The following is a 21,750-nucleotide window of genomic DNA, read 5'->3' as shown; positions in this document are numbered from 1 at the left end:
TCAGTATCCCGTGACGGTGTTGACGAGGACGGCGGTGCACATGCGGGTGGGGCTGGTGGCCTTGGCAGCCTGCCAGTCGAAACTGGCCTGGATGCCCTGCGGCCCCGGGATCTCGATCCGCGGGACGGGCAGGTAGACGGCATGGGCTGTGAAGGTGAAGCTGGCATTGGCACCGAGGCTGTAGGCGAACTCGAGCTCGCAGGGCGTGCCGTCGATGGCTTGGGTTACGAGGGCGCTATCGGCGAAGCGCACCTCGATCCGGCCGGTCAGTGCGGCCATGCCGGGATCGGCGCCCTCGATCTTGCCGTCGTTGCGGATGGTCTCGATCCGGTCGAGGCCGTTGGCATAGGTGATCTCGGCCGAGACGACGTTGCCCAAGGCCGTGCCGTTGCGCTTCACCACCCCGTTGAAATGGCCGAAGCGCTGCAGGCCCAGCGCGGTGGGCGTGCCTGCGGCCGTGGTGGCCGCGATGGCCTCGCCTTGCGCGATCAGCCGTGCGGTGGCGGTCAGCAGGCCCGACCGGCTCATCTGCCAGGACAGTTGGTCTATCACGCAGCCCGCGTACATCGCGAAGCGTGGCACCTCGGGCATCGCCACTTCGATAGCCATGGAGGGCAGCGTCCAGTTCCCCGACTGGAACGTGTGGGTCTTGGGCGTGGTCCCCGTCGTGGTCGGGGCGCCGAAGGCCGCCTTCAGCCAGAAGCCGAAGGCCTCCACATCGATCGGCACAACCACCTCGCCATCGGCGGTGACGGCGTCCTTGATCGGGGCGAGGGGATCGCGGCCGTAGCCCAGCAGTTCGCTGTTCAAGAGCGGCTGTTCCGCGCCAAGCGTGGTCCGTGCGAAGGGCATCAGCCGGTAGCCGCTGGCGGGCGGGGCGCCGTAAACCGTCTCGAACGCAAGCGCCATCTGCGCCCGCGCGCCGTGTGCGCGTGCCATGGGGGTCTCCTGTGGATGTGGGGGATGTCAGGCCAGAGGGCCGGTGGTGGTGTAGTGCAGGACGACGGTGATCACCGCCGTCTTCAGCGCTGCTGCGCCCTCGACAGGCAGATCGACCGAAGCCGGTGCTTCCGGTTCGACCCAGTCGCAGAGGCCGCCAAGGGTACGATCAGCCTCCAGCGCTGCGCCGATGGCGGCGATCAGATCGTCGAAAGCGCTGGCCCGGCCGGTGCCCGTCTGGACCACGACCTCCAGCTCGGCCCGGTGCTGGTAGTGATAGCGCAGCGGTGACAGCGTCACCTCCGGCTCTCCCGGCTGGCCGTCGCGTAGGATGATCAGCCCCGCCGCGGGAATCCGCTCGGGCAGCACCTCATCGCGCAGGGTGAGGGCGGCAAGCGGCTGCAGTCGCGCATACAGCGCGGCGAGGACGGTTTCGCGGGTGGTGGGCATGTTTTCCAGTATTCAGTGGTCGGATCGAGCGCAAGCTGTGCGACCCCGCGTGCCAACCTGAAGGCAGTTCACTCGAACCGCATCTGTGCTTCGATAAAAAATGCACTTTCCGCTGGCGATTCATAGACTCTCCGGCTTGCGTCGTTCCCGATCAAGAGTGTTATGAAGTTGCAGGCAACGGTTCGAAGCATTGAGCAGAGGAGAGGCGATATGGTCGATGCTGACGCATTACCAACGCAAAGTGAAAAGAAGTGTATTTTCTGCGGCAAGCCGCCAAAATCTAAAAACAAAGAGCATGTTGTTCCTAAATGGCTAATTGGGCTCACAGGTGACCCAAAAAGGATTTGGCATCTTGGCGTTGAGACGAGCGACCCGAATAGAAAGCTTCGACAGTTTTCAGCACAACAGTTTCAGTTTCCCGCATGCACAGAGTGTAACGAAAGATATTCCGATCTGGAGGGGAGAACCAAAGGCTTCATGGTTCGGCTTCTAGAAGGTGGCGATTTGAAAGCGTCTGAGTGGGACGATCTGCTCGATTGGTTTGACAAGGTTCGAGTTGGCCTTTGGTTAGGCAACATGCTTTTGAATAAGGACTGGCCGACACCGACACCAAATTTCCACATCGACGAGAGAATTGGCAAGAAGGACCGTTGTCTCCTTGTATATCCTAACCGGCCTGAATTTAGGGGGCTGGTCATGAGTGGAGCCTCTGACCCCGTATTCATGCACAAACCCTCGTCTTTCATTCTCGCCGTTAATGGTCTTATATTCTTGAACCTTTCATCAGAGTTCCTGCTCTCTAAAAACATGGGTTTCCCTTTCCCTAACGAGGTTTCGTACAGGGATGAAAGAGCATACATTGAAAACTTTTCAGCCGAGTCTGAGATGAAGACACCTGTCTTGGATTTCCCCTTTCACAAACCGCAGGTCGGAGTATTTCAAGCCATTCTGATCGAAGCTGCAATGAACGATGAGAAATACGCAGCTTTGGTGGAATCAGAATACGCTGCGTCTAGAATGATTGGGCGCCACTCAATGAAGTCCAGAATCTGTACTTTTGAAGATGTGGGGGTGAAGTTCCATGCTCCAGAGGAAATCGTAGAAAAATCGAATATTCCAAAAAATGACTTGCGGCCATCGAGTGATTACTACGCTCAGCTCTACCACTATAGGCAGTACGACCTTGATGTCGCAAAGACGCATTTTCCAGGCAATACAAAGTTCCTAGAGTTCTTAAAGCAGTACAATCTCGGTGCCCTCGAACAGGTTGGGGAGCTATGATTGGTCAAAGCCCTTGGAAGATTCGGCGCCTCGCTTTTCGGTGAACAAGAAGCCGATAAGTGATGATTGTGTACTGGTCCTGTTGGCAATGCCAACATCAGTTGTGATGTCCCGCGACCCACCCCGCCACGATCCGCCCCGGCACGCCGTCGATGGCTCCCTCCGCATCCCGCGCGAGGTCCAGCCGCTTACGCAGCTTGACCTGCGGCACCAGGAGGAAGATCGGCACGGTGGTCAGCCCGCGACCGGTTTTCGCGCGGGAGGCCACAGCGCGCCCCTTGCTGTTCAGGCGCCCCTCGGCCACGAGCAGGCTCGGCCCGCGGCGCCGGTAGATGAAGCGGAGCCGCAGTCCCGTGCGACGTTCCCACTCGCCGGGGGTGATGCGACCGCCTTTCGTGCTTTTCCCCGCCGCTGGGGTGGGGATGGCGAGCCAGAACCCGTTGCGCGACCGGATCAGCGGCCCCGTGTCATGCGCGCCGACGATCACCGGGGCGTTCGACCAGACCAATGCTGCAGCGTTCATGCTTTCGCCGCCCTTGGGATAGGTGGCGAGTCTGATCGAGTTGCCGAGGCGGGTGCCAAGCCCAGCGCCGGTGATCTGGCCGCGCCAGGCGGATTTTAGGCCCGCACCCGCCTCGCGCATGGCGGTGGTGACAGCCTTTTCACCGGCGGCGATTTCCGCCTGCATCAGGGCAGCAAGGTCGGGGCTGATTTCCAGCTTCAGCTTCATGCTGGCCTCAGATCGATGGTCCAGATCAGCCGTTCGCGATCGCGCAGCGGCTCCCCTTGGATTGCAAGGCTGTCGGCGCCGATGATGATCATGTCGCCCGGGCGCGGGGCGGGGAGGTCGGCGACGCGGACATCCACCACCGTCGTGTCGCTGACGAACCGGCCCGCCCCGAAGTCGGTGACGCGGTCGGGGGCGCGGCGGATGATCCGGATCGGACGTTCCTCGGACGTGGTGGCCGAGATCCAGAGGGCCGGGGCCGCCATGGAGGCATGGGTGAAGATGCGGTCCATGGCGGCGGCGAAGGCGGACATGGGTGGGTCCGTCAGTTCGACGTGTGCAGGCGGATCGCCAGCCGGGGTCGCTTGTTGACGGGCAGGATCGAGGCCTCGGTCATAACATCGATCCAGCGGCCCTTTTCGTCGAGATGCTGACGGGCGTAGAGCGGCAGGCCGAGGGTGTTCGCGGCCTCCAGCAGGTTGGCCGGGCCGCCATAGGTTGTGAAGGTGTCCATCGTGCCCAAGGGGAAGGCGATACCTTCGTTGGCCGGGACCAGCCGTTCGGTGGCCTTGGTCGAAAGAGTGACGGTGCCGGAGTATTCCTCGAACAGGATCCCGGCGAAGGGGAAGTTGCGCCGCACATCCTCGCGCAGGGGCTGGGCGCCGGTCGAGGCGTAGAACTTGTAGGCCTCCTCGGTCTTCGGATGCGCGATCAGCTTGTCGAAGAACTCGCGGCTGACGAGGGCATGGACCGAGGTCATTGCCTCGCCGAGGAGGTTGTCCTCGATGGCGCGCAGCACCTCGCGCACCTTGCCCTGCACGTTGGTGCCAGCAGTTCCCAGCAGGAAATCCACCGAGATTTGCGCCAGGCCGAGTTCGGTGAAGTAGTTGTAGAGGGTGGTGCCCGCGCCGTCTTTCACGATGCCGCGGAGCGCGTTCATCTCCATGTATTCACGGGTCTGGGCATGCTTGCGCCGCATCAGCAGCAGCTTGCGGTTCATCACCTCGACGAGGGGATCGGCAGCATCGAACGCGCCGCCCAGCGCGGGCTGTCCCTGGATGTCGGCAGGCAGGACCACGTCGTCATGCGGGATCCACGGCAGGGCGAAGGACCGCATGGACCGGCCTTCCCGGGTGCCGACGGTGGCGGGGCCGCCGAGGGGGACGGAGGGGAGAAGGCTCAGAACGCCTTCATATTGTTCGATGATGACCGAGCGCTGGCTGACGCCTTCGAAGCGGAAGAGGCCGATCTGGGCGAGGCGCGTGTAGAGGTTGGGCAGGATGTTGATGGCTTGGGTCATCTCGGCCAGCGAATAGCCGCCAGCGTCGAAGGGATTGCGGACGAGGGTCATGGGGGATGCTCCGGGGGAACGAGGGGGATCAGACGCCGTCGCGGGCGACGATGCCTGCGGCGGCCAGCTGGCCGATCTTGGTGGTGATCTTGGCCCCGTCATCGACGGTGGCGTCGTAGGCGAGCGCTGCGCGCGAGACGATTGCGGGGCCACGGGCGACGACGATGCCGGTGGCGTCCGCGAGGGTCGCGTCCACAGCGTAGAGGAGAACAGCCGAGGCAGTCTGCGCGCCATCGGTGCCGCCGCTGGTTGCCAGCTTGTACTTGCCGCTGGCGGTGATGCGTCCGAGGACGGCGCCGACAGGGTAGGGCATGCCCGCGAGCAGCGTCACCACCTCGCGGGTGTAGTTCGGGTTGACCTCATATTTGAGGACATCGCCCATGCTGGGCGGTTCCGTCAGGACGGGCATGGTTCAGTCTCCAGGATGTTGGGGGATGGGGGCGCCCAGCGCGGGCAGAATTGTCAGCGCGAGGCAGCGGCCGATTTCTTCGCGGCCGCGACGATGGGGCTTTCCTTCGCGCCAGCCGCCGGGGCGGTGGCGATGATGCCCGCGGCATCGCTGCGGGCGGCAAGATCGGCCAGGATCTTGGCGCGCAGCGCCTCGGGCTTCACGCCTTTGGTGACGGCATCGGCAGCATCGATCTGGATGCCCAGGCGCGCGGCCTGCGCGCAGACCTGTGCGACCTCGGCCGCCTCGGCGCGGATGGCTTCGGGCGACATCGCGGCCGCCGCGGTTTGCAGCGGTGCGACTGCCGCTGGCGGGGCCGGTTCCGGCGGGGTGCTGGCGGCAGGCGCGGCTGCAGGCTGCGCATGATCTTCGGGGGCAGTGGTCATCATCGGGCCCTTTCCTTTGGGGTTGGATTTGAGGGTGGTTGTGCCGCGGGGTGCGGCGGCGAAAGCGCGGAAGGCGGTGACGGGATCGGCCACCTCATCGGCCAGACCGGCGAAGACCGCCGCCTCCCCGCGGAATACGGCGGCCTCGGTGCCCAGCGCCCGTAGGGTGTCGAGGCGTCGACCACGACCTTCGGCGACGGTCTCGGCGAAGAGCTGACGCAGATCTTCCAACTCGCCTGCGATCCGGGCGCGGACGGCCTCGGGCAGCGGCTGATACGGGTTCGCATCGACCTTGCGGGCTCCAGCATGGATCAGCGTCACGGCGATGCCCTTCTGGTCGAGCGCCCCGCTCATGTCGCTGTGCATGGCCACGACGCCGATGCTGCCGACGGAACCCGTGCGCGGCAGGACGATGCGGTCGGCCTGTGAGGCAAGTGCGTAGGCGGCCGAGAGGGCGTGGTCGGCGACGAAGGCATGGATGGGTTTCACCTGACGCGCGGCCCGGACGCGGTCGGCGAGGTCAAAGGCTCCGGCCACTTCGCCGCCGAAGCTGTCGATATCGAGGGCGATGCCGCGGATCGCCGGATCGGCGACGGCCGCCTGCAGCTGCGCCGCGATCCCTTCATAGGAGGTGAGACCCGAGGATTGCCCGATCCAGGCGCCGCGATGCACCAGCGTGCCAGCGATTTCGATGATGGCGATTCCGTCGACGACCGCGAAGGGCTGGCCGCCGTTGCGCGCCTGGCGGCTGGTCAGGTCGTCGCCGAAGATAGAGGCGCGCGCGGGCAGGCTGGCCGCATCCCGATCTATGGCCGCAATCTCCAGCCCCTCGACGCTGATTTCCCGCCCAACGATCCGGGGGCCAAGCCCGGTCAGGAAGGCCAGCGCCTTTGCGGGATCGACCATCAGCGGTGTGTTGAAGACGCGCTGGGCGATCTGGGTGTGGTGCATCATGCGTCCTCCGCAGGCCTTGGTTCCCGGTTCTCGCCGTCGTCATCCTGATTGCTGCCGTCCTGCCGATTTTCCTGCTGGCCCTCGGCATCACCCGGCCCAGTGCCGCCACCCGCCGCCTGCGCGGGCGACCCCGGCCGCCGGAAGTCCAGACCCAGTTCCGCCTCGCGTTTCCGTTCCGCAGCAATTTCCCGGTCGACCTGCTCGGCGTCGTATCCCCGCTCGGCGATGGCCTGTGTGCGAGATTTCAGGCCCGCCTCGATCTGCAGGATCTCGGCCGCGGCATCCTTGGCCGGGTCGATCCAGTCCCATTTGGTGGGCAGCCAGTCGCAGGAGAGGTATTGCCGCCGCTCCGTCGCATAGCCTGGCAGGTCGATGGCCCCCGCCAGCACCGCCATGTCCATCCAGCGCGTCCAGACGGCGCGGCAGAGCTGATAGACCATCACGGAATGCTGGAAGGCCGAGATGCGGCGGCGGAAGTCGACGAGGGCAATCCGGGTGTTGGAGAAGTTCCCCTTCGCCGTGTCGCCCGTCAGATAGCCATAAGGCACGCCCAGCGCCGCGCCGATCTGCAGGAGCGTGCGGTACTGGAAGGGTTCATAGGTGCTGCCTGAGTCCGGGGTGGATGGCGTGGTCACGTCCTCGCCGGGGTCCAGCCGCACTACCTGGCCCGGTTCGACCTCGAGATCGTCCTCTGCCGGATCGAGGGCGGTTTCCGGGGCGGGCGACGTAATGAACATCGCGAACATCGCCGCGGTCTTCTTCCGCTCGAGTTCCGCGTCATCGTAGAGGTCGAGGGTGAAGAGCTTCACCACAGCAGCCGCAAAGCGTGAGACACCGCGCAGCTGGCCCGCCTCGACCGGGTCGAGGATGTGGATCACCTCCGAGGCGGGCACGCGCACGGTTTCCCCTGCCAGCCCCGGATCGGTCATGTCGCCCGGGTGGCGGCGCAGGAAGTGGTAGGCCACGCGCCGCCCGATCCCGTCGAACTCGATGCCCTGCCGGATCGACCCCGCGCCGGGCAGGACGCGGGTCATGTCCTGCGGCAACATTTCCGAGGGCAGCATCTGCAGCTGCATCGGCACCGTGAGACCATCTTCGGGACGCCGGGTGCGGATGCGCAGGAAGACCTCGCCCGCGAGGAACACCTCGCGCGCTGCCCGGCGCTGCAACCCGAAGAAGTCGGTCAGCCCTTCGGCGTCCGCCTCGTCGGTCCAGGCGAGCCAGAGCCTCTGCAGCTCCTCCTTCTTCACTGCGTCCGCGATCTTCGACGAAGGCTTGATCCCGTCGCCGACGACGTGGTTCGCGAAGGCGTCGACCGCGTTCGCGGCGTAGCCGTTGTTCCGCACAAGCCAGCGCGCCCGGGCGGTGATGGTCTCGCCCGAGGCGGTGATCAGCGTGTTCACATGCGCCCGGGTGGCGCGGAACCCGCGCATGCGCCGGTGGGACTGCGCCGCGTCGAACCCGCCGATGATCGTGCCAAGGCGCGCGCGGAAGGCGTCGAACACCATGGTCACAGACCCTTCGTGGCCACGGTGCCCCACCGACGGCGGCGCGGCGTAGCGGAGGCACTGGCTATCCGGCCTTCCAAGTCGCGAACGGCCGCGGCGAGTTCCGCGTCAGAGCCATAGGTCACGGTCTTGCCGTCATAGCTGACGCTGCGCAGCCCGGCGAAGCGGGCTTCCTGCAGTGCCATGAGCAGGGCCTGCATGCGTTCCAGGTCCATCAGTCCCTCATGAAGTTCGGGGTGTAGGCCCGCCGCTTCCGGCGTGGCGTGGTCAGGGTTCCGGCCTTGGGCTGGGCCGGGTCGGCTGGTGTCGGAGCCGCAGCGACGGCCACCGGCAGACGTGTTTCCACGCCAGCCTGCGCCTCGAGCCGTCGCCAGGTGGCCTCGTCCCAGCGGTCGGCGCCGAGGATCCACGCTGCAGCGCGGGCATAGACCCGGCAGTCAAGCGCCTCGTTCCGCTCGCGCATCTTCTGCCATTCCTGACGGGCATAGCCGCGCTTGTTGCGGATGGTGACCAGCTGCTCGGCCACCAGCTGCTTCAGCCATTCGGTGTCGGCCCAGCCGGGAAGGTGGATCGTGCCGGGGGCATCGAGCGCCCCGGTGGCGCGGTCCTCGTCCGAGGGCCGTTCTATCCGCAGGAAGCGGTAGGTCTCCGCCTTGAACGTCGCCGTGGCCACCGACCAGAGCCGCGCGCCGCGGCGGAGGCGTTTCCCGCCGATGGTGGCATCGACATAGGTCGGCCCAGACACGGGCGCGGCGCGGTTGAACCCCTCGAGGCCCTTCAGCGGTGCCACCTGTTCAAAGCCAACCTTGCGCGACCAGGCATAGACCGCCGCGGCCTCGTACCCGGTGTCGATGCCAAGCCGTGCCACCGTCATGAAGGCACCATTTGCATGCTGCCAGCTTTTCCCCAAAAGCTCCGTCAGCTTGTCCCAGGCGCCCGCATCGTCAGGCCCGCCCGGGATCACGATGTGATCGACAAGCCAGCTTTCCATGCCCCGGCCCCAGGCCCAGATGTCGACCTCGATCCGGTCCCTCTGGATGTCCGCCCCGGCCGTCAGGAACAGCCCGGCCATCGGCACCGCGCCCGGCTTCCAGGATTCCCGCCGATCCGCCAGCCGCCGCCATTCCGGTGCGTCTCCGCTTTCAACCCATGTCTCGCCCAGAAGCGTGTTGCGCGCCGCGCGCAGCGTCTCGTCCGACCCCTGGGCCGCCAGCCATTCCCGCGCGACGTCGGACCAGCTTTTCCAGCCCAAGGGCGAATAGAGCGCCGAGAGATGGAAGCCGATGGCCTTCGGATCCTTGGAAACTGCTGTCGCCCGCCATTCGCCGCGGGCCAGCATCTCGGTCTTGTGGTGCTCGGCGATGGGACGCTCGCACCCATCGCAATGGTAGGCCGCCGTTTCCGGTCGGCTCTTCGCCCAGCGTAGCCGGTCGAATTGCAGCCACTGCATCACCCCGCAATGCGGACAAGGCACGAAGTAGCGCCTCTGATCCGAAGCCTCGAACTCGCGCTCGATGCGCGACAGCCCCCGGATCGTGGGCGTCGAGACCATGAACACCTTGCGCCGGTGTGAGAAGGTGGTGGTCCGCGCCTCAGCCAGCGTGACCGGATCGCCTTCCTCGTCGGCCGAGGCCGGATAGGCGTCGACCTCGTCGAGGAAGACATAGCGCGCGGGCATCGATCGCAGGCCGGTTGCGGAATTCGCCCCGGTCAGCACCAAGATGCCGCCGGGGAATTCCTTCGACAGCATCGAATTGCCCGCATCGCGCGACCGGGCCGGGTTCACCCGTTCGCGGAGCGCCGGGCTGTCCGCGATCAAGGGATCAAGACGGCCGCGCGAGGTGCGCTTGGCCAGTTCCAGGCTCGGCAGCACCGCCAGCATCGGCCCCGGCGCATGGTGGATGACGAAGCCGATCCAGTTGTTGCCCGCCTCGGTCGCCCCGACCTGCGCCGCCTTCATGAAGGTGATGCGCTGCGCCGGATGGCCGGGCGACAGCGCATCCATGATCTCGCGCAGATAAGGCGCGCGGGCGGTGCGGTAGCGACCCGGCTCGGCCGCGCCGCGCGATGACAGCCAGCGATGCTGATCTGCCCATTCCGACACCGTCAGGTTCGGGTCGGGGCGCAGGCCCTGACGCCAGACCCTGAGCAGGTCCTCGGCGCCGTCGAAGCCGAGGTCGAGGTCGGCCGTCAGGTCGTTGGACGTCCGCCCGTGTTCAACCTCCTCATCATGCAAGCGAGACCCGGAGGTCGGCGAGGGCGTCGAGCTGTTCGCGGACATGGGCTTCCAGCACCCTCTGCATGATCGCGGTCTCGATCGTCACCGATGCCCCGGATTGCCGTTCCACCTCCGCCATGATCTGCGCCGCCATCAGCGCGGCCACCCGTCCGGGCCAGGTGACCCAGACATCCCGTTCCTGCCGCGCGAGCCGGAAGACGAGGGTCTCCGCCCGCGCGCGGTCGACCAGCGTGCCCTTCTTCTTCTGGACGGCCAGCTGGCGTTCCTGCGCCGCGTAGACCGTCAGCGCCGTGCGCGCCTTGATGTAGGACGTCGTGTCGCCGGGGCCGCTCGTCAGCCCGTCACCACCCAAGCTGCGCCGCTGCTGGTCAGGGTCCGTCATTTCCGCCCGGCGCACGTCGGAGGCCGCGGCATTGATCGACCCGTCGTCATGGACCACCAGCCGTCCGTTCTTGCGCGCCTTTTGTACCCCGCCGCGAGAGAGGCCGGAATGCGCCGCATACTCGCGTTCGCTCATGCCCTTCATGGCGCCGTCATGCCTGTCAAGATATTGAAAATAAACAGGAAAAAACAATCATTCCCGTTGATTGTGTCCGCCGTCAGAGCGAGTCTGTTCCCATCAACAGGCCGCATTGCGCGGACCCCAGGAGGGCTTCACCATGACCACGACCACCATCCGCATCGACTATTCTACCCTTCCCGAGGGCTTCGACCTGAGCCGTCCGGACGCCATTGCCGAGGTCATCGAGCAGGCGCTGCGCGAGAGCGGGATCCCGGCCGAGGCGTCCGACGTCCTGTCGCACCTGAAGATCGAACTGCCGACCGCCCAGCTTGGCGCTGCCAGCCGCACGCTGGCGGAGATGCGGCTGATCTGACCGGCATGATCAGAAAGCACTGATATTGCTCCGATTTGCCTACGATCATCCGCCCGACAGAGCGATGGTGTTCGCACCAGAACGATGCAACTCACCGAAGGATGCCCCGCCATGACCCGCCGCGCCGCCGACAATTCCAAAGCTCTCGACGCCTTCATCGCCGCGAAGGCCGAGATCGACGTGATGCTGGAGCGCCTGAGGGCCCTCAGCGACGACCACTTCGAGACCCACCCCGACGACATCCATTGGGGCCATGTCGGGACGCTGAAGCACTACGCGGGCCTGCTGCGCCAGATCACCGACAGCGCCTTCAAGAAAGGCGAACACGCCGCCTGACGCGCCCACACGGCGCGACGGCCGCCCCGTCCGATGACGGGGCTTGCCTTCGTAGAAGGCGCGCACACCGCGCGCCCAAAGCCACGGAGGCCCCCATGACCACCCCGTCCGACACCCAGACCCTGATCCTGTCCCGCGCTGCGACCCGGCCCGGCAACCTCGCCCTGCCGCTGCCCGATGGGCTGGTCGGCGCCGCTGCCAAGATGGTCGTCGGCAAGATGATCGCCCGCGGCTGGCTCGAGGAGGTCGAGGCCAACCTTCGCCGCGGCGAGCCGATGTGGCGCGAGACGGGCGACGGCCATGGCACCACGCTGATCGTGACAGAGGCCGGGCTGGAAGCCATCGGGATCGAGCCGCTGGCGGCCAGCGCCGTAGCCAGCGTGCGGAGGGCGAAGCCCAGGGCGGAACCGGTGCAGACGCCCGACGACACCGACACCGCGAAACCCGTCGCCATCCGCGCTGGCACCAAGCAGGCGCAGGTCATTGCCATGCTCCAGCGCCCCGAGGGCGCGACGGTCGCCGAAATGGTCGCGGCGACAGGATGGTTGGCGCACACGGTCAGGGTCTGCATCTCTGGCGCCCTGAAGAAAAAGCTGAGTCTGCCCATCGCAGCGGAGAAAGTCGAGGGCAGGGGGATGGTGTACCGGCTCCCCGAAGGTAGCTGATCGATCAGCAGTAGTCGTCCATGCAGTCGTCGTAGCTGTCGCCGGTCAGTTCACAGAAAGTCTTGAGGGCCCCCTGCAGGGTAAAATACTGGTGTTCGCTGCGGTGGTAGAAGAATTCGCCCCGGACACCGACATGCGCGACCGCCCAGTCCTTGATCGCATTGTCGCTAGGATCGTGCGTAAGGACCACGAGGCTGTCCTCGGTCATGCCATGTTGCACGACCAAACTCTGGTAGAGATGGTTTCGTGCGAAAACACGGCCAAACTTCAGGTTTTCCGCGTAGCGTTCGAGCGCGTCCTCGGTCACTGCCTCGGGACAAAGCGGGAATTCTGTCGGCACCTTCCATTTGACCTGCACGACCGACGGCGTCAGCGACTCATACTCTTCCGAGGGAGGTTCATAGCTTGCCCGCTCTCTTGTCCCATACAGCCACTCGCCCAGCGCGCCACCGCTTGGGACAGAACCGCTCTTTGCCCATTCCTGCAAACGTGCTTTTGCGGCTGCCGCCTCGTCCTTCGACAAGGTGCGCATCCAGGATATGTCGGGAAACACCTTATCAGTCTGGACCCGGTTGGGGTCAGCGAAGAAGGCTTCAATCGAGCCGTAGACCAGTTCGATGCGCCGAGCGGAGATTTCGTTGAGCAGGACGTTTTCCAGCCGCGTGACCCACCGCAGGTTTTCCGGTCGATTGTTCGCCCTGTTCGTGTCGATGTGATCAACGACATGACGGTCAGTGGGCGGCTCGCCATGAAAAGCCCAGCAGACGATCCGATGAACGGGCACGCCGCTCAGATACATGTAGCCAGTCGACAACCCCTGCCGCCCAAAGGTCCATTGGTCATCAAGCGGTCTGGTCTTCTGCCGTTTCTGGGGCAGACGATGCGCGGAACCATTGTCGCGAACCCGATACCGCTCGCCCCGATATTCGACCTCCACCTCGCGTTCAAAGATATCAATGAGTTGGTCGGCTTTGCCGGGGGACGAAAGGGAAGGGCTACGCATCAACTGCTCCGGCGAAATTCGACCATTCAAGTGCCGAAGGCGGTAGGCCGATTTCCCATTCTCCTTCTGGGCGAACATTCGCAAGTTCGGGCCAACTGGTCAATCGCGGCTGGCCTTCCGCCCCGTTGCCATCTCCCACCGCCGCACCGCGACGTCGCAATAGACCGGATCCAGTTCGACCGCGCAGCAGCGCCGCCCGGTGCGTTCCGCGGCGATCACCTGTGTGCCGGAGCCGCAGAAGGGTTCGAACACCAGGTCGCCGGGATCGGTGAATGCCTCCAGCACCGCCTCGACCAGCGCCACGGGGAACACGGCCGGGTGCGATCCGGCCGCGCCCAGCCCGCCCTTGTGGCGCATGATCCGGAACACAGAATCCGGGATACGGTGGCTCTGGATCGCGTTTCCGTAGCCGGTCTTGCGATGGACCGTGCCGTCGGCCCCGCGCAGGCCGCCGCCGCCGAGGGTCTCGCCCGCGTGCTTGCTCTCGACCGTCTTGTTCGGTTTGCGGGGCGTGCGGTTGAAGTGAAAGATGAACTCGTGTGAGGGCGCGAGCCGCCCGTTCCAGTCGCCCGGCAGGCCGGGCCCCTGGTCCCACACATACCAGCCGAAGCGCCGCCAGCCCTGCGCGCGCATCCAGTCAACCCAGCCCTCCCAATACGGGATCCACTCGCCATCGCGATGGACGAGGCCGAGGTTCACCAGCAGCTGGGCATCGACGGTGACCGGCGCTGCGGAGAAGACGCCCTGCATCAGCGCATCCCAATCGCCGACCTTTTCCTTCGCCGCGCCATAGTCGCGCTGCTGGGCATAGGGCGGGGAAGTGAACATGAGCGACGCCGCCGCCCCGTCCATCAGCCGGGCCACCGCGGTCGGGTCGGTCGCATCGCCACAGATCAGCCGGTGATCGCCCAGCGCCCAGATGTCGCCGGGGCGGGTGATCGGTTCGGCCGGGGCCTCGGGGATGGTGTCGGCGGTGTCATTGTCGATGGGCGCACGGTCGTCGGCATCGTGCAGCAGCGCGTCCAGCTCGTCCTCGGGGATCCCGATCAGCCCGAGGTCGAAATCCGCGGCCATCAGCCCGCGTAACTCCTCGAGCAGCAGCGCGTCGTCCCACCCGCCCAGTTCGGTCAGCTTGTTGTCGGCGATCCGATACGCGCGCCGCTGTGCCTCGGTCAGATGGTCCAGCACGATGACCGGTGCCTCGGCCAGACCCAGCCGGGCCGCGGCCAGGACGCGGCCGTGGCCCGCGATCAGCTCGCCGTCGGCCCCGACGAGGCAGGGCACAGTCCAGCCGAACTCGGCTATGCTCGCGGCGATCTTCGCGACCTGGTCGGCGTCGTGGGTCTTGGCGTTACGCGCGTAGTGGCGGAGCCGGGCCAGCGGCCAATGCTCGATCCGGCCGGGCAGGAGGTGCGTGTTCATGCCGCGAGCCGCTTGGCCTTGAGGGCGGCAAAGGTCTCGCCGGTTTCCGCCAGCACGGCCTCCTGACCCGTGAACGACTGCCAGCGCTCGATGGCCACGTCGACATAGGCCGGGTTCAACTCGATCCCGAAGCACACCCGCCCCGTCGTCTCGGCTGCGATCAGCGTGGTGCCAGATCCCATGAAGGGTTCATAGACCGCCTGGCCGAGGCTGGAATTGTTCAGGATCGGCCGCCGCATGCACTCGACCGGCTTCTGCGTGCCATGCACCGTGTCGGCGTCCTGATCCCGGTTGGCGATATGCCAGAGCGTCGTCTGCTTTCGGTCCCCGGCCCAATGACCCTTGCCCTTGGCGCGGACGGCATACCAGCAGGGTTCGTGCTGCCAGTGGTAATCGCCCCGGCTGAGGACGAGCCGGTCCTTCGCCCATATGATCTGCGACCGGATGGCGAAACCCGCAGCGGTCAGGCTGTCCACCACGGTCCCGGCATGCAGCGCGCCGTGCCAGACATAGGCGACGTCGCCGGGAAACAGCGCCCATGCATCGCGCCAGTCGGCCCGGTCGTCGTTCAGCACCTTGCCGGTGCGTTTGGTCTTGGCCGCGCCGGCCTGGTTGCGCCAAGAGGGATCGTATTCCACACCATAGGGTGGGTCGGTGACCATCAGCAGGGGGCGCACATCACCGAGCAGCCGCCCCACGACATCGGCCGCAGTGCTGTCGCCACAGATCAGCCGATGCGCGCCAAGCTGCCAGAGATCGCCCGGTACGGACACCGGCGTGACCGGAAGCTCCGGAACATCGTCCTCGCCCTCGACCGGGCCATCGCCGCCCAGCGTCTCGGGATCCCGCAGCAGCGCGTCGAGGTCATCGTCGCTGATGCCGAGCAGCGTCAGGTCGAAATCCTCGGCCAAGAGCCCCGCGATCTCGTCGCGCAGCAGCGCCTCGTCCCATTCGCCCAGTTCTGTTAATTTGTTGTCGGCGATCCGGTAGGCCCGGCGTTCGGCCTCGTCGAGGTGGCTGAGCCGGATCACCGGCACCTCAGTCAGCCCGAGCATGGTCGCGGCCAGCACCCGACCATGGCCCGCGATCAGTTCACCGTCGTCGGCTACCATGCAGGGCACGGTCCAACCGAACTTGGCCATGCTGGCGGCGATCTTCGCCACCTGATCGTCGCCATGCATCTTGGCATTGCGGGCATAGGGGCGCAGCCGGGCAATCGGCCAGGATTCAACCTGGCTCGGCGCGAAGACGAGGTCCATGGGATGGGGCTCGGGATGTGGAGGAGGAAAAGGAAAAGCGCCCGCGAGGGGGTTCCTCCGGGCGCAATTCTTCGATGATCAAGGGGTAGGTCAATGGGGGCAGGTCTGTCAACCCGAAAAGTGAAGCGGATTCAATCGCTTCAGTCGATTCTCAGTTTTGGCTTGCTGCGTTGACACTGGGTCCCGTTACTGTGCCGTGTAGCCGCCATCGACGAGGTGGTAGGAGCCCGTGATGAAGCTGGCTCGCTCCGACAGCAGGAATACGATCAGCGCGGCCACCTCTTCTGACCGGCCGAGGCGGTTCAGGGCGTGCTTGCCTTCGAGGAACTTCAGCGTGGCCTCATCCAGTGCATCGGCGACCATCGGCGTTTGAATGAAGCCGGGACCGACGGAATTGACCCGCACCCTGCCCGCGGCGTGTTCAAGCGCCGCGTTCTTCGTCGCGCCGACGACCGCATGCTTGGCACTGACATAGGCCGTGGAATTGGCAAAGCCGACTGAGCCGAGGATGGAGGCCACGTTCACCACCGCGCCACCGCCTGCCTTCTCAATCTCAGGGATGGCAAAGCGCATGCCGTAGAAAACGCCCGACAGGTTGATGTCGATGACCTTCTGCCAGCCCTCGAGGTCATAGCTGCCAGTCGGGGCTGCAGGTCCACCAATTCCGGCGTTGTTGACGATGCCGTAAATTGCGCCGGTCTTTGCCACGGCGAAATCGACCATGGCTTTCACCTGATCGGCCTTCGCCACATCGACCGCGAAGGGAGAGGCCTTCCCGCCGTGGTCAGTGATCCCCTTCACCACCTTCTCGGCATGCTCGAGGTTGAGGTCGGCGACAATGACGGTTGCGCCACTGCTGGCCAGTTCCTCTGCCGTGGCTGCCCCGATGCCCGAGCCACCACCGGTGACGATCACCGTCTTTCCGTCAAAACGCAGATCCATGCTGTCCTCCTTCGCCTGCCATTTGTTCGTGGAGCACAGGATAGCCAGCCCAGCGGGAGGATGTCACGCGGTGCGGTTGGCACGATGGAAATTCTACGCTTGTTTCTGTGCCAGGTGGATTCCAAAAACTGGCCAGGGTGGATTCCGGTCGGGAATCCACCTCGCCAAGATCGTGATTTGGCAAGCGCATGACTTCTAACGACTTTTTGTCTGATGGCATTCGGGGTGGCTTCCAAGTGGATTCCCCGGTGAGGAATCCAGTCGCTAGCGAACTGCCGCGCTGCGCCCCCCCGCATACGTTCAGGGCCGGGGAGGAACCAGAGGAGGGGGGATCAGCTTGCTTTCGATTTAGCCACGAGGGATTTGAAGGCGCTCTCGCCAATAATGCGAATGGGATGCCCCGCCCTCTGCATGTCTTCGGCCTTCCGGTGCTTGCTGCTCTTAGTGTGCCCGGCAAGCACGCTCAAATCTTGGTCACCTACAACCAAATGGGTCGTCTCCCTGGTCACGCCAGCCTTCACGGACATACCTGCGCGGGCAGCAAGCTCGGCTGCTTCGCTTCTGGACATGCCCAATGCGCCGGTGAAGACCACCACCGACCCGGCCAGTACGCCTGTCGGGTCGCCGTCCATGGTGATCGCGGCTGAGTAGCTCTTTCTGGCGGCCGGTTTGATCAGTTCTTCAAACGGAAGGCGAAGATGAAGCTCGGCGTGCAGCACGACCAATGCGGCTGCGCGGGCATCTTCGCCTGCATCATGGTGGTGGAACTGAAGGTTCAGCGTTCGCTTGAGGTTCGCCAATCCGTGCCCGCCGTTACCCTTCAACTCGGGCCACGCCCGTCGCGCGATCTGGACGCTGTCGGCCCAGCGCAGGTCAGGGGCGTCGATGCCGCAGAAACTGCAGGCGGCATTCATTGCCTGCTTGTCGAAGTTGCTATGCTGGATGAGATGGTGGCGCGACAGCAAAGGGAGCAAAGCATCCAAGGCGTCAGGGAACCGCGGTGCATCCGCCACATGGTCCGGGCCAATGCCATGGAGCTGGATGTTGAAGGCGTCGAACCTGGTGCCGGGATTGACCAGCATGGAGAAGGTCTGGATCTGGTTGTCGGGTTGAACGCAGGCCAGGCCGATCTGGCAGATGCTGGCGGCATCACTGCAAGCGGTTTCGACATCCAGCGCGACGAAGCGGAAGCTGCCCTCCGGCACCCTGACCGCGTGCGATAATGCTGGTCTGGCGGGAGCACGGATGATCGGAGATGGCCGAAATTCCTCCAAGGGTGCGGGCTGGTTCTGTTGGATCGGTTTTGGGGTGCGGCCGAACAGCCAGTTAAAAGGCGCCATGCAGAAACTGCTCCCCAAAATACCGCAACCGACCAATTGTTTCTGCTAGGGGCACGGTTTTCATTGTATGATCATGATCTTCAGCTTCGGGTTCATGGCGCACATCGCTTCGCAGCCTCGAGGGTACTAGCATAGATCAGGCAGCTTTCGATGTCGTCCAAGCGCGCTGCCATTCTCTTGGCAATCTCAAGGTTCTCATTGAAATCGTCGACCAGCTCATTGTGTTTTCGCAGCAGGGAGTCATGTGCTTCGACGCATTCGGTGACGTTTGATTTGCAGGTGAAACCCTCGTAGTTGCACTGATACTGATCGAAGCAGGCTGCGTTACGGTCGACGCACATGCCGCTGCTCGAGCAGACCTTGTCACCGTAGTCCAGGCATGCGGGCTGCGTGCCAATTCGACAGGAGAAGCTCTGTCCCAGCGCAGGGGAAGCAGCCGCAAGGACCAGAAGTGATAGAAGAACTCGCGTCAGCTTGATAGCCACGATTTATGACCCCGACATTTCAGACAGCATAGCCTCCGCCTGCGCCAGGACACCGCGCACTGCGGCATCCTCGAGGTCCGGCGGATAACCATACTTTCTCAAGATACGCTTCACGAGCACTCGCAATCTTGCCCTGGCGCTGTCGCGATGGGCCCAATCTATGCTGACATTGGCCTTGAGCCCTTTGAGCAATTCATGGGCGATGATCTTCAGCTGATCGTTGCCGAGCACGTCAACCGCACTCTGATTGTCGGCCAGCGCATCGTAAAATGCGACCTCTTCTGGTGTCAGCCCGGTCTCTTCGCCGCGGCTTCGTGCGTCGCGAACGTCCTTGGCCAGCGCAATCAGTTCCTGAAGAACCTCGACCGTGCTGATGGCATTGGTGTGGTAGCGCGCGATGGCCTCTTCGAGCCGCTCCGAGAACTTCCGTGTCTCGATCACATTGCTCTTGCTGCGTGATCGGATTTCGTCGTTCAGCAGTTTCCTCAAGGCCTCCAGGGCGAGGTTCTTCTTCTGCATCTGGCCAACTTCGGCAAGGAACTCATCCGACAAGATGGAGATGTCCGGCGATGACAGCCCTGCCGCCGACAGAATGTCGACGATCTCGGTTGAGGCTACGGCAGCATTGACGATCTGGCGGATTGCGAGGTCGCGGTCGGCTGCCGACGTACCTGAACTGTCGGCCGCCTTGACCATCGCGGCTCGCACGGTCTGGAAGAAGCCCACCTCGTCGCGGACATCGCGGGCCGTATCGCTGGCGGAGCAAAGGGCGAAGGCCTTGGAGAGCGCCAGCACTGCGTCCTGGTATCGGCGGTGCGAAGCCTTCTTCGCCTCCTTGTCGGTTTCGCGCTGGGCGGCTTCGTCCTGCCTGGCGAGGATCCAGTTCAACGCCTCTGCCAGTGCGACGAGCCGTTGGTGCGGGGTGCCGGTCAATCCAGCCGAGTAGTCGAACCCGTGGAACATGGAGCGCACGACATCCAGCCGCTCCAGCAGCGCGGCGACGGCCTCGGCTTCGTCGATCCCCGCCTGTTCCTGGTCCGCCTTGGAATACTGGCCCAGCGCGGACTTCAGGTTTTGGGCGATGCCGATGTAATCGACGATCAGCCCTGCAGGCTTGTCGCGGAACACGCGGTTGACGCGGGCAATCGCCTGCATCAGCCCGTGGCCCCGCATCGGCTTGTCGATGTACATCGTGTGCGTCGAGGGGCTGTCGAAGCCGGTCAGCCACATGTCGCGCACTAGCACCAGCTTCAGCGGGTCCTTGGGGTCCTTTGCACGCTTTGCCAGCAGGTCGCGGCGAGCTTTGCCTCCGATATGGGGTTGCCAGGCCTCGGCGTCCGAGGCTGATCCGGTCATCACGATCTTCACCAGCCCGGCATTGTCGTCGTCAGAATACCATTCGGGGCGCAGCGCGATGATCTGGTTGTAAAGGTCTACGCAGATGCGGCGGCTCATACAGACGACCATGGCCTTGCCGTCCATCGCCTGCACGCGCGCCTCGAAATGGGCGACGAGGTCCTCGGCAACCATTCGCAGCCGCCTTTCGGCCCCGACAAGGGCCTCGACCGTGGACCACTTGCGCTTCAGGCGCTCCTGCTCGCTGACGGCTTCGTCCTCGGTCAGTTCTTCGATCTCGGCATCGACCTTTGGCTTTTCCTCCTCGGGCAGCTCGATGCGCGCGAGGCGGCTTTCGTAGTAGATCGGCACCGTCGCCCCATCCTCGACAGCGCGGCTGATGTCGTAGACGTCGATGTAGTGGCCAAACACCGCTGGGGTGTTCACGTCGTCCTGCTCGATCGGCGTGCCGGTAAAACCGATGAAGGACGCGTTCGGCAGCGCGTCGCGCAGGTGCTTGGCGAAACCATAGGCGATCTCGCCCGTCTTCTCGATCCGCGCCTTGAATCCGTATTGGCTGCGGTGGGCCTCATCCGCGATCACCACCACATTGCGCCGATCTGTCAGCAGCGGATAGGCCTCGCCTTTCTCCGGCGCGAATTTCTGGATCGTCGTGAACACGACCCCGCCCGAGGCGCGCGAAAGGGCCTTCTGCAGATCTTCCCGGCTTTCAGCCTGCACCGGCGTCTGTCGGATCAGGTCACGGCACATCGAGAAGGTGCCGAACAGCTGGTCGTCCAGGTCGTTGCGGTCGGTAATCACCACGATGGTCGGGTTTTCCATCGCGGGTTCACGCACCAGCTGGCCCGCGTAGAACGCCATCAGCAGGCTTTTGCCCGACCCCTGAGTGTGCCAGATCACCCCCGCCTTGCGATCACCCCCCGACCGGCTGGCATCGACCGTGCTGATCACCGCACGCTTCACTGCATGGAACTGGTGATAGCCCGCGATGATCTTGGCGATGCCGCCGGAGGTATCGCCAAATACCGTGAAATCCCGCATCAGCGACAGCAGGCGCGGCCGCGCGAACACGCCCTCGATCAGCACCGACATTTCCGGCGCGCCCTTGGGCGCGACATCGGCGCCGTCGATGGTGCGCCAGGGCATGAAGCGTTCCAGATCGGCGGTCAGCGAGCCGATGCGGGCCTGGATACCGTCGGTCGTGACCAGCACGGCATTCGCACGGAAGAGTGACGGGATCTGCGCCTTGTAGGTCTGCAGCTGGTTGAAGGCCGCGCCGAGGGTCGCGGCCTCGGCCCCCGGCTTCTTCACCTCGATCACGCCCACCGGCAGCCCGTTCAGGAACACCACCACATCCGGGCGGCGGTTGTTGCCGTTCTCGATGACCGTAAACTGCGCGATGGCCAGCCAGTCGTTCAGCCCGTCCTCCGGGTCCACCAGCCGCACCGCATCGCCGCGGATCGTACCATCGTCTGCCCGGTATTCGACCGGCACGCCTTCGACCATGAAGCGGTGCAAGCGGCGGTTCTCCTCGATCAGCGAGGGTCGGTCGCTGGCCACCACCCGCCGAAGGGCATCCTCGCGCGCGTCCTCGGGGATGTGGGGGTTCAGCCGGGCCATCGCATCCCGCAGCCGCGCAGCCAGGATGGTGTCGGAATACGCCTCCCGCTCGGGTGCGCTGCCATCAGGGCCGGAAACCGCGTCGTTCAGGCAGGCATAGCCCAGCCGTCCGAGGTGATCGAGCAGGACGGCTTCAACTTCGGCTTCGGTCAATGTTGCCATTC

22 protein-coding genes are annotated in these 21,750 nt (G+C 64.7%); 4 read left to right on the top strand and 18 right to left on the bottom strand.

What is annotated here, in order from left to right:
• Together GL284_RS17565 and GL284_RS17560 are read right to left on the bottom strand one after the other, a co-directional pair.
• Nucleotides 1–939 carry a phage tail tube protein gene (locus tag GL284_RS17565; protein ID WP_155045894.1) on the bottom strand — a complete coding sequence of 313 codons (939 nt, stop codon included), beginning with the start codon at nt 937–939 and terminating at the stop codon, nt 1–3.
• 27 nt (nt 940–966) lie between these two features.
• Nucleotides 967–1,389 carry an acyl-CoA transferase gene (locus GL284_RS17560; RefSeq protein ID WP_155045893.1) on the bottom strand — a complete coding sequence of 141 codons (423 nt, stop codon included), beginning with the start codon at nt 1,387–1,389 and terminating at the stop codon, nt 967–969.
• Between the two features lie 210 nt (nt 1,390–1,599).
• Between GL284_RS17560 and GL284_RS17555 the strand changes: the two genes are divergently transcribed.
• A complete protein-coding gene (locus tag GL284_RS17555; protein WP_155045892.1) occupies nt 1,600–2,670 on the top strand; it encodes a hypothetical protein in 1,071 nt (356 codons plus the stop codon).
• Nucleotides 2,671–2,767: 97 nt separating this feature from the next.
• Here the strand turns inward: GL284_RS17555 and GL284_RS17550 are convergent, their stop codons facing one another.
• The 9 genes from GL284_RS17550 to GL284_RS17510 are packed head-to-tail and all read right to left on the bottom strand — an operon-like array spanning nt 2,768 to nt 10,809.
• Nucleotides 2,768–3,400, bottom strand: coding sequence for a DUF6441 family protein (locus GL284_RS17550; RefSeq protein ID WP_155045891.1), 633 nt, complete (start codon nt 3,398–3,400; stop codon nt 2,768–2,770).
• Nucleotides 3,397–3,711, bottom strand: coding sequence for a head-tail joining protein (locus tag GL284_RS17545; RefSeq protein ID WP_155045890.1), 315 nt, complete (start codon nt 3,709–3,711; stop codon nt 3,397–3,399). The genes GL284_RS17550 and GL284_RS17545 overlap by 4 nt, the downstream gene beginning before the upstream one ends.
• Before the next feature lie 11 nt (nt 3,712–3,722).
• A complete protein-coding gene (locus tag GL284_RS17540; RefSeq protein ID WP_155045889.1) occupies nt 3,723–4,748 on the bottom strand; it encodes a major capsid protein in 1,026 nt (341 codons plus the stop codon).
• Between the two features lie 28 nt (nt 4,749–4,776).
• Complete coding sequence (locus tag GL284_RS17535) at nt 4,777–5,157, bottom strand: head decoration protein (RefSeq protein WP_155045888.1); 381 nt, start codon at nt 5,155–5,157, stop codon at nt 4,777–4,779.
• Nucleotides 5,158–5,210: 53 nt separating this feature from the next.
• Complete coding sequence (locus tag GL284_RS17530; RefSeq protein ID WP_155045909.1) at nt 5,211–6,533, bottom strand: S49 family peptidase; 1,323 nt, start codon at nt 6,531–6,533, stop codon at nt 5,211–5,213.
• Nucleotides 6,533–8,044, bottom strand: a complete 1,512-nt coding sequence (locus tag GL284_RS17525) for a phage portal protein (protein WP_155045887.1) — start codon at nt 8,042–8,044, stop codon at nt 6,533–6,535. Before GL284_RS17525 ends, GL284_RS17530 begins: the two co-directional genes overlap by 1 nt.
• A 2-nt stretch (nt 8,045–8,046) precedes the next feature.
• Nucleotides 8,047–8,259 carry a phage head-tail joining protein gene (locus GL284_RS17520; protein ID WP_155045886.1) on the bottom strand — a complete coding sequence of 71 codons (213 nt, stop codon included), beginning with the start codon at nt 8,257–8,259 and terminating at the stop codon, nt 8,047–8,049.
• Nucleotides 8,259–10,325, bottom strand: a complete 2,067-nt coding sequence (locus GL284_RS17515) for a phage terminase large subunit family protein (RefSeq protein ID WP_155045885.1) — start codon at nt 10,323–10,325, stop codon at nt 8,259–8,261. The genes GL284_RS17520 and GL284_RS17515 overlap by 1 nt, the downstream gene beginning before the upstream one ends.
• Nucleotides 10,273–10,809, bottom strand: coding sequence for a hypothetical protein (locus GL284_RS17510; protein WP_155045884.1), 537 nt, complete (start codon nt 10,807–10,809; stop codon nt 10,273–10,275). Before GL284_RS17510 ends, GL284_RS17515 begins: the two co-directional genes overlap by 53 nt.
• 133 nt (nt 10,810–10,942) lie before the next feature.
• Here GL284_RS17510 and GL284_RS17505 point away from each other — a divergent pair, with 133 nt between their 5' ends.
• From GL284_RS17505 to GL284_RS17495, 3 genes are all read left to right on the top strand, one after another.
• A complete protein-coding gene (locus tag GL284_RS17505; protein ID WP_036708719.1) occupies nt 10,943–11,158 on the top strand; it encodes a hypothetical protein in 216 nt (71 codons plus the stop codon).
• A gap of 111 nt (nt 11,159–11,269) precedes the next feature.
• Nucleotides 11,270–11,494: a hypothetical protein gene (locus GL284_RS17500; protein ID WP_155045883.1), complete on the top strand. Its 225-nt coding sequence runs from the start codon at nt 11,270–11,272 to the stop codon at nt 11,492–11,494.
• 95 nt (nt 11,495–11,589) lie between these two features.
• The gene (locus GL284_RS17495) at nt 11,590–12,159 is read left to right on the top strand and encodes a DUF3489 domain-containing protein (RefSeq protein WP_155045882.1); all 570 of its coding nucleotides are present in this window, start codon (nt 11,590–11,592) and stop codon (nt 12,157–12,159) included.
• Nucleotides 12,160–12,163: 4 nt separating this feature from the next.
• Here the strand turns inward: GL284_RS17495 and GL284_RS17490 are convergent, their stop codons facing one another.
• The 7 genes from GL284_RS17490 to GL284_RS17460 form a co-directional block, all read right to left on the bottom strand.
• Nucleotides 12,164–13,240, bottom strand: a complete 1,077-nt coding sequence (locus GL284_RS17490) for an HNH endonuclease signature motif containing protein (protein WP_155045881.1) — start codon at nt 13,238–13,240, stop codon at nt 12,164–12,166.
• A 21-nt stretch (nt 13,241–13,261) separates the two neighbouring features.
• Nucleotides 13,262–14,584, bottom strand: a complete 1,323-nt coding sequence (locus GL284_RS17485) for a site-specific DNA-methyltransferase (RefSeq protein ID WP_155045880.1) — start codon at nt 14,582–14,584, stop codon at nt 13,262–13,264.
• Nucleotides 14,581–15,843 carry a site-specific DNA-methyltransferase gene (locus tag GL284_RS17480; protein ID WP_155045879.1) on the bottom strand — a complete coding sequence of 421 codons (1,263 nt, stop codon included), beginning with the start codon at nt 15,841–15,843 and terminating at the stop codon, nt 14,581–14,583. The genes GL284_RS17485 and GL284_RS17480 overlap by 4 nt, the downstream gene beginning before the upstream one ends.
• 186 nt (nt 15,844–16,029) lie before the next feature.
• Nucleotides 16,030–16,785: an SDR family NAD(P)-dependent oxidoreductase gene (locus GL284_RS17475; RefSeq protein ID WP_143794888.1), complete on the bottom strand. Its 756-nt coding sequence runs from the start codon at nt 16,783–16,785 to the stop codon at nt 16,030–16,032.
• Nucleotides 16,786–17,117: 332 nt separating this feature from the next.
• Nucleotides 17,118–18,125 carry an exonuclease domain-containing protein gene (locus tag GL284_RS17470; protein ID WP_026155156.1) on the bottom strand — a complete coding sequence of 336 codons (1,008 nt, stop codon included), beginning with the start codon at nt 18,123–18,125 and terminating at the stop codon, nt 17,118–17,120.
• A 92-nt stretch (nt 18,126–18,217) separates the two neighbouring features.
• Nucleotides 18,218–18,610: a hypothetical protein gene (locus GL284_RS17465; protein ID WP_232419302.1), complete on the bottom strand. Its 393-nt coding sequence runs from the start codon at nt 18,608–18,610 to the stop codon at nt 18,218–18,220.
• Nucleotides 18,611–18,613: 3 nt separating this feature from the next.
• Nucleotides 18,614–21,748, bottom strand: a complete 3,135-nt coding sequence (locus tag GL284_RS17460; RefSeq protein ID WP_155045878.1) for a type I restriction endonuclease subunit R — start codon at nt 21,746–21,748, stop codon at nt 18,614–18,616.
• Between the last annotated feature and the right edge of the window lie 2 nt (nt 21,749–21,750).

Source organism: Paracoccus shanxieyensis (assembly GCF_009711265.1).
Taxonomy (GTDB): Bacteria; Pseudomonadota; Alphaproteobacteria; order Rhodobacterales; family Rhodobacteraceae; genus Paracoccus; species Paracoccus shanxieyensis.
Note: the sequence above shows the minus strand (reverse complement) of the source record. Positions and strands in the feature narration are given on the sequence as shown.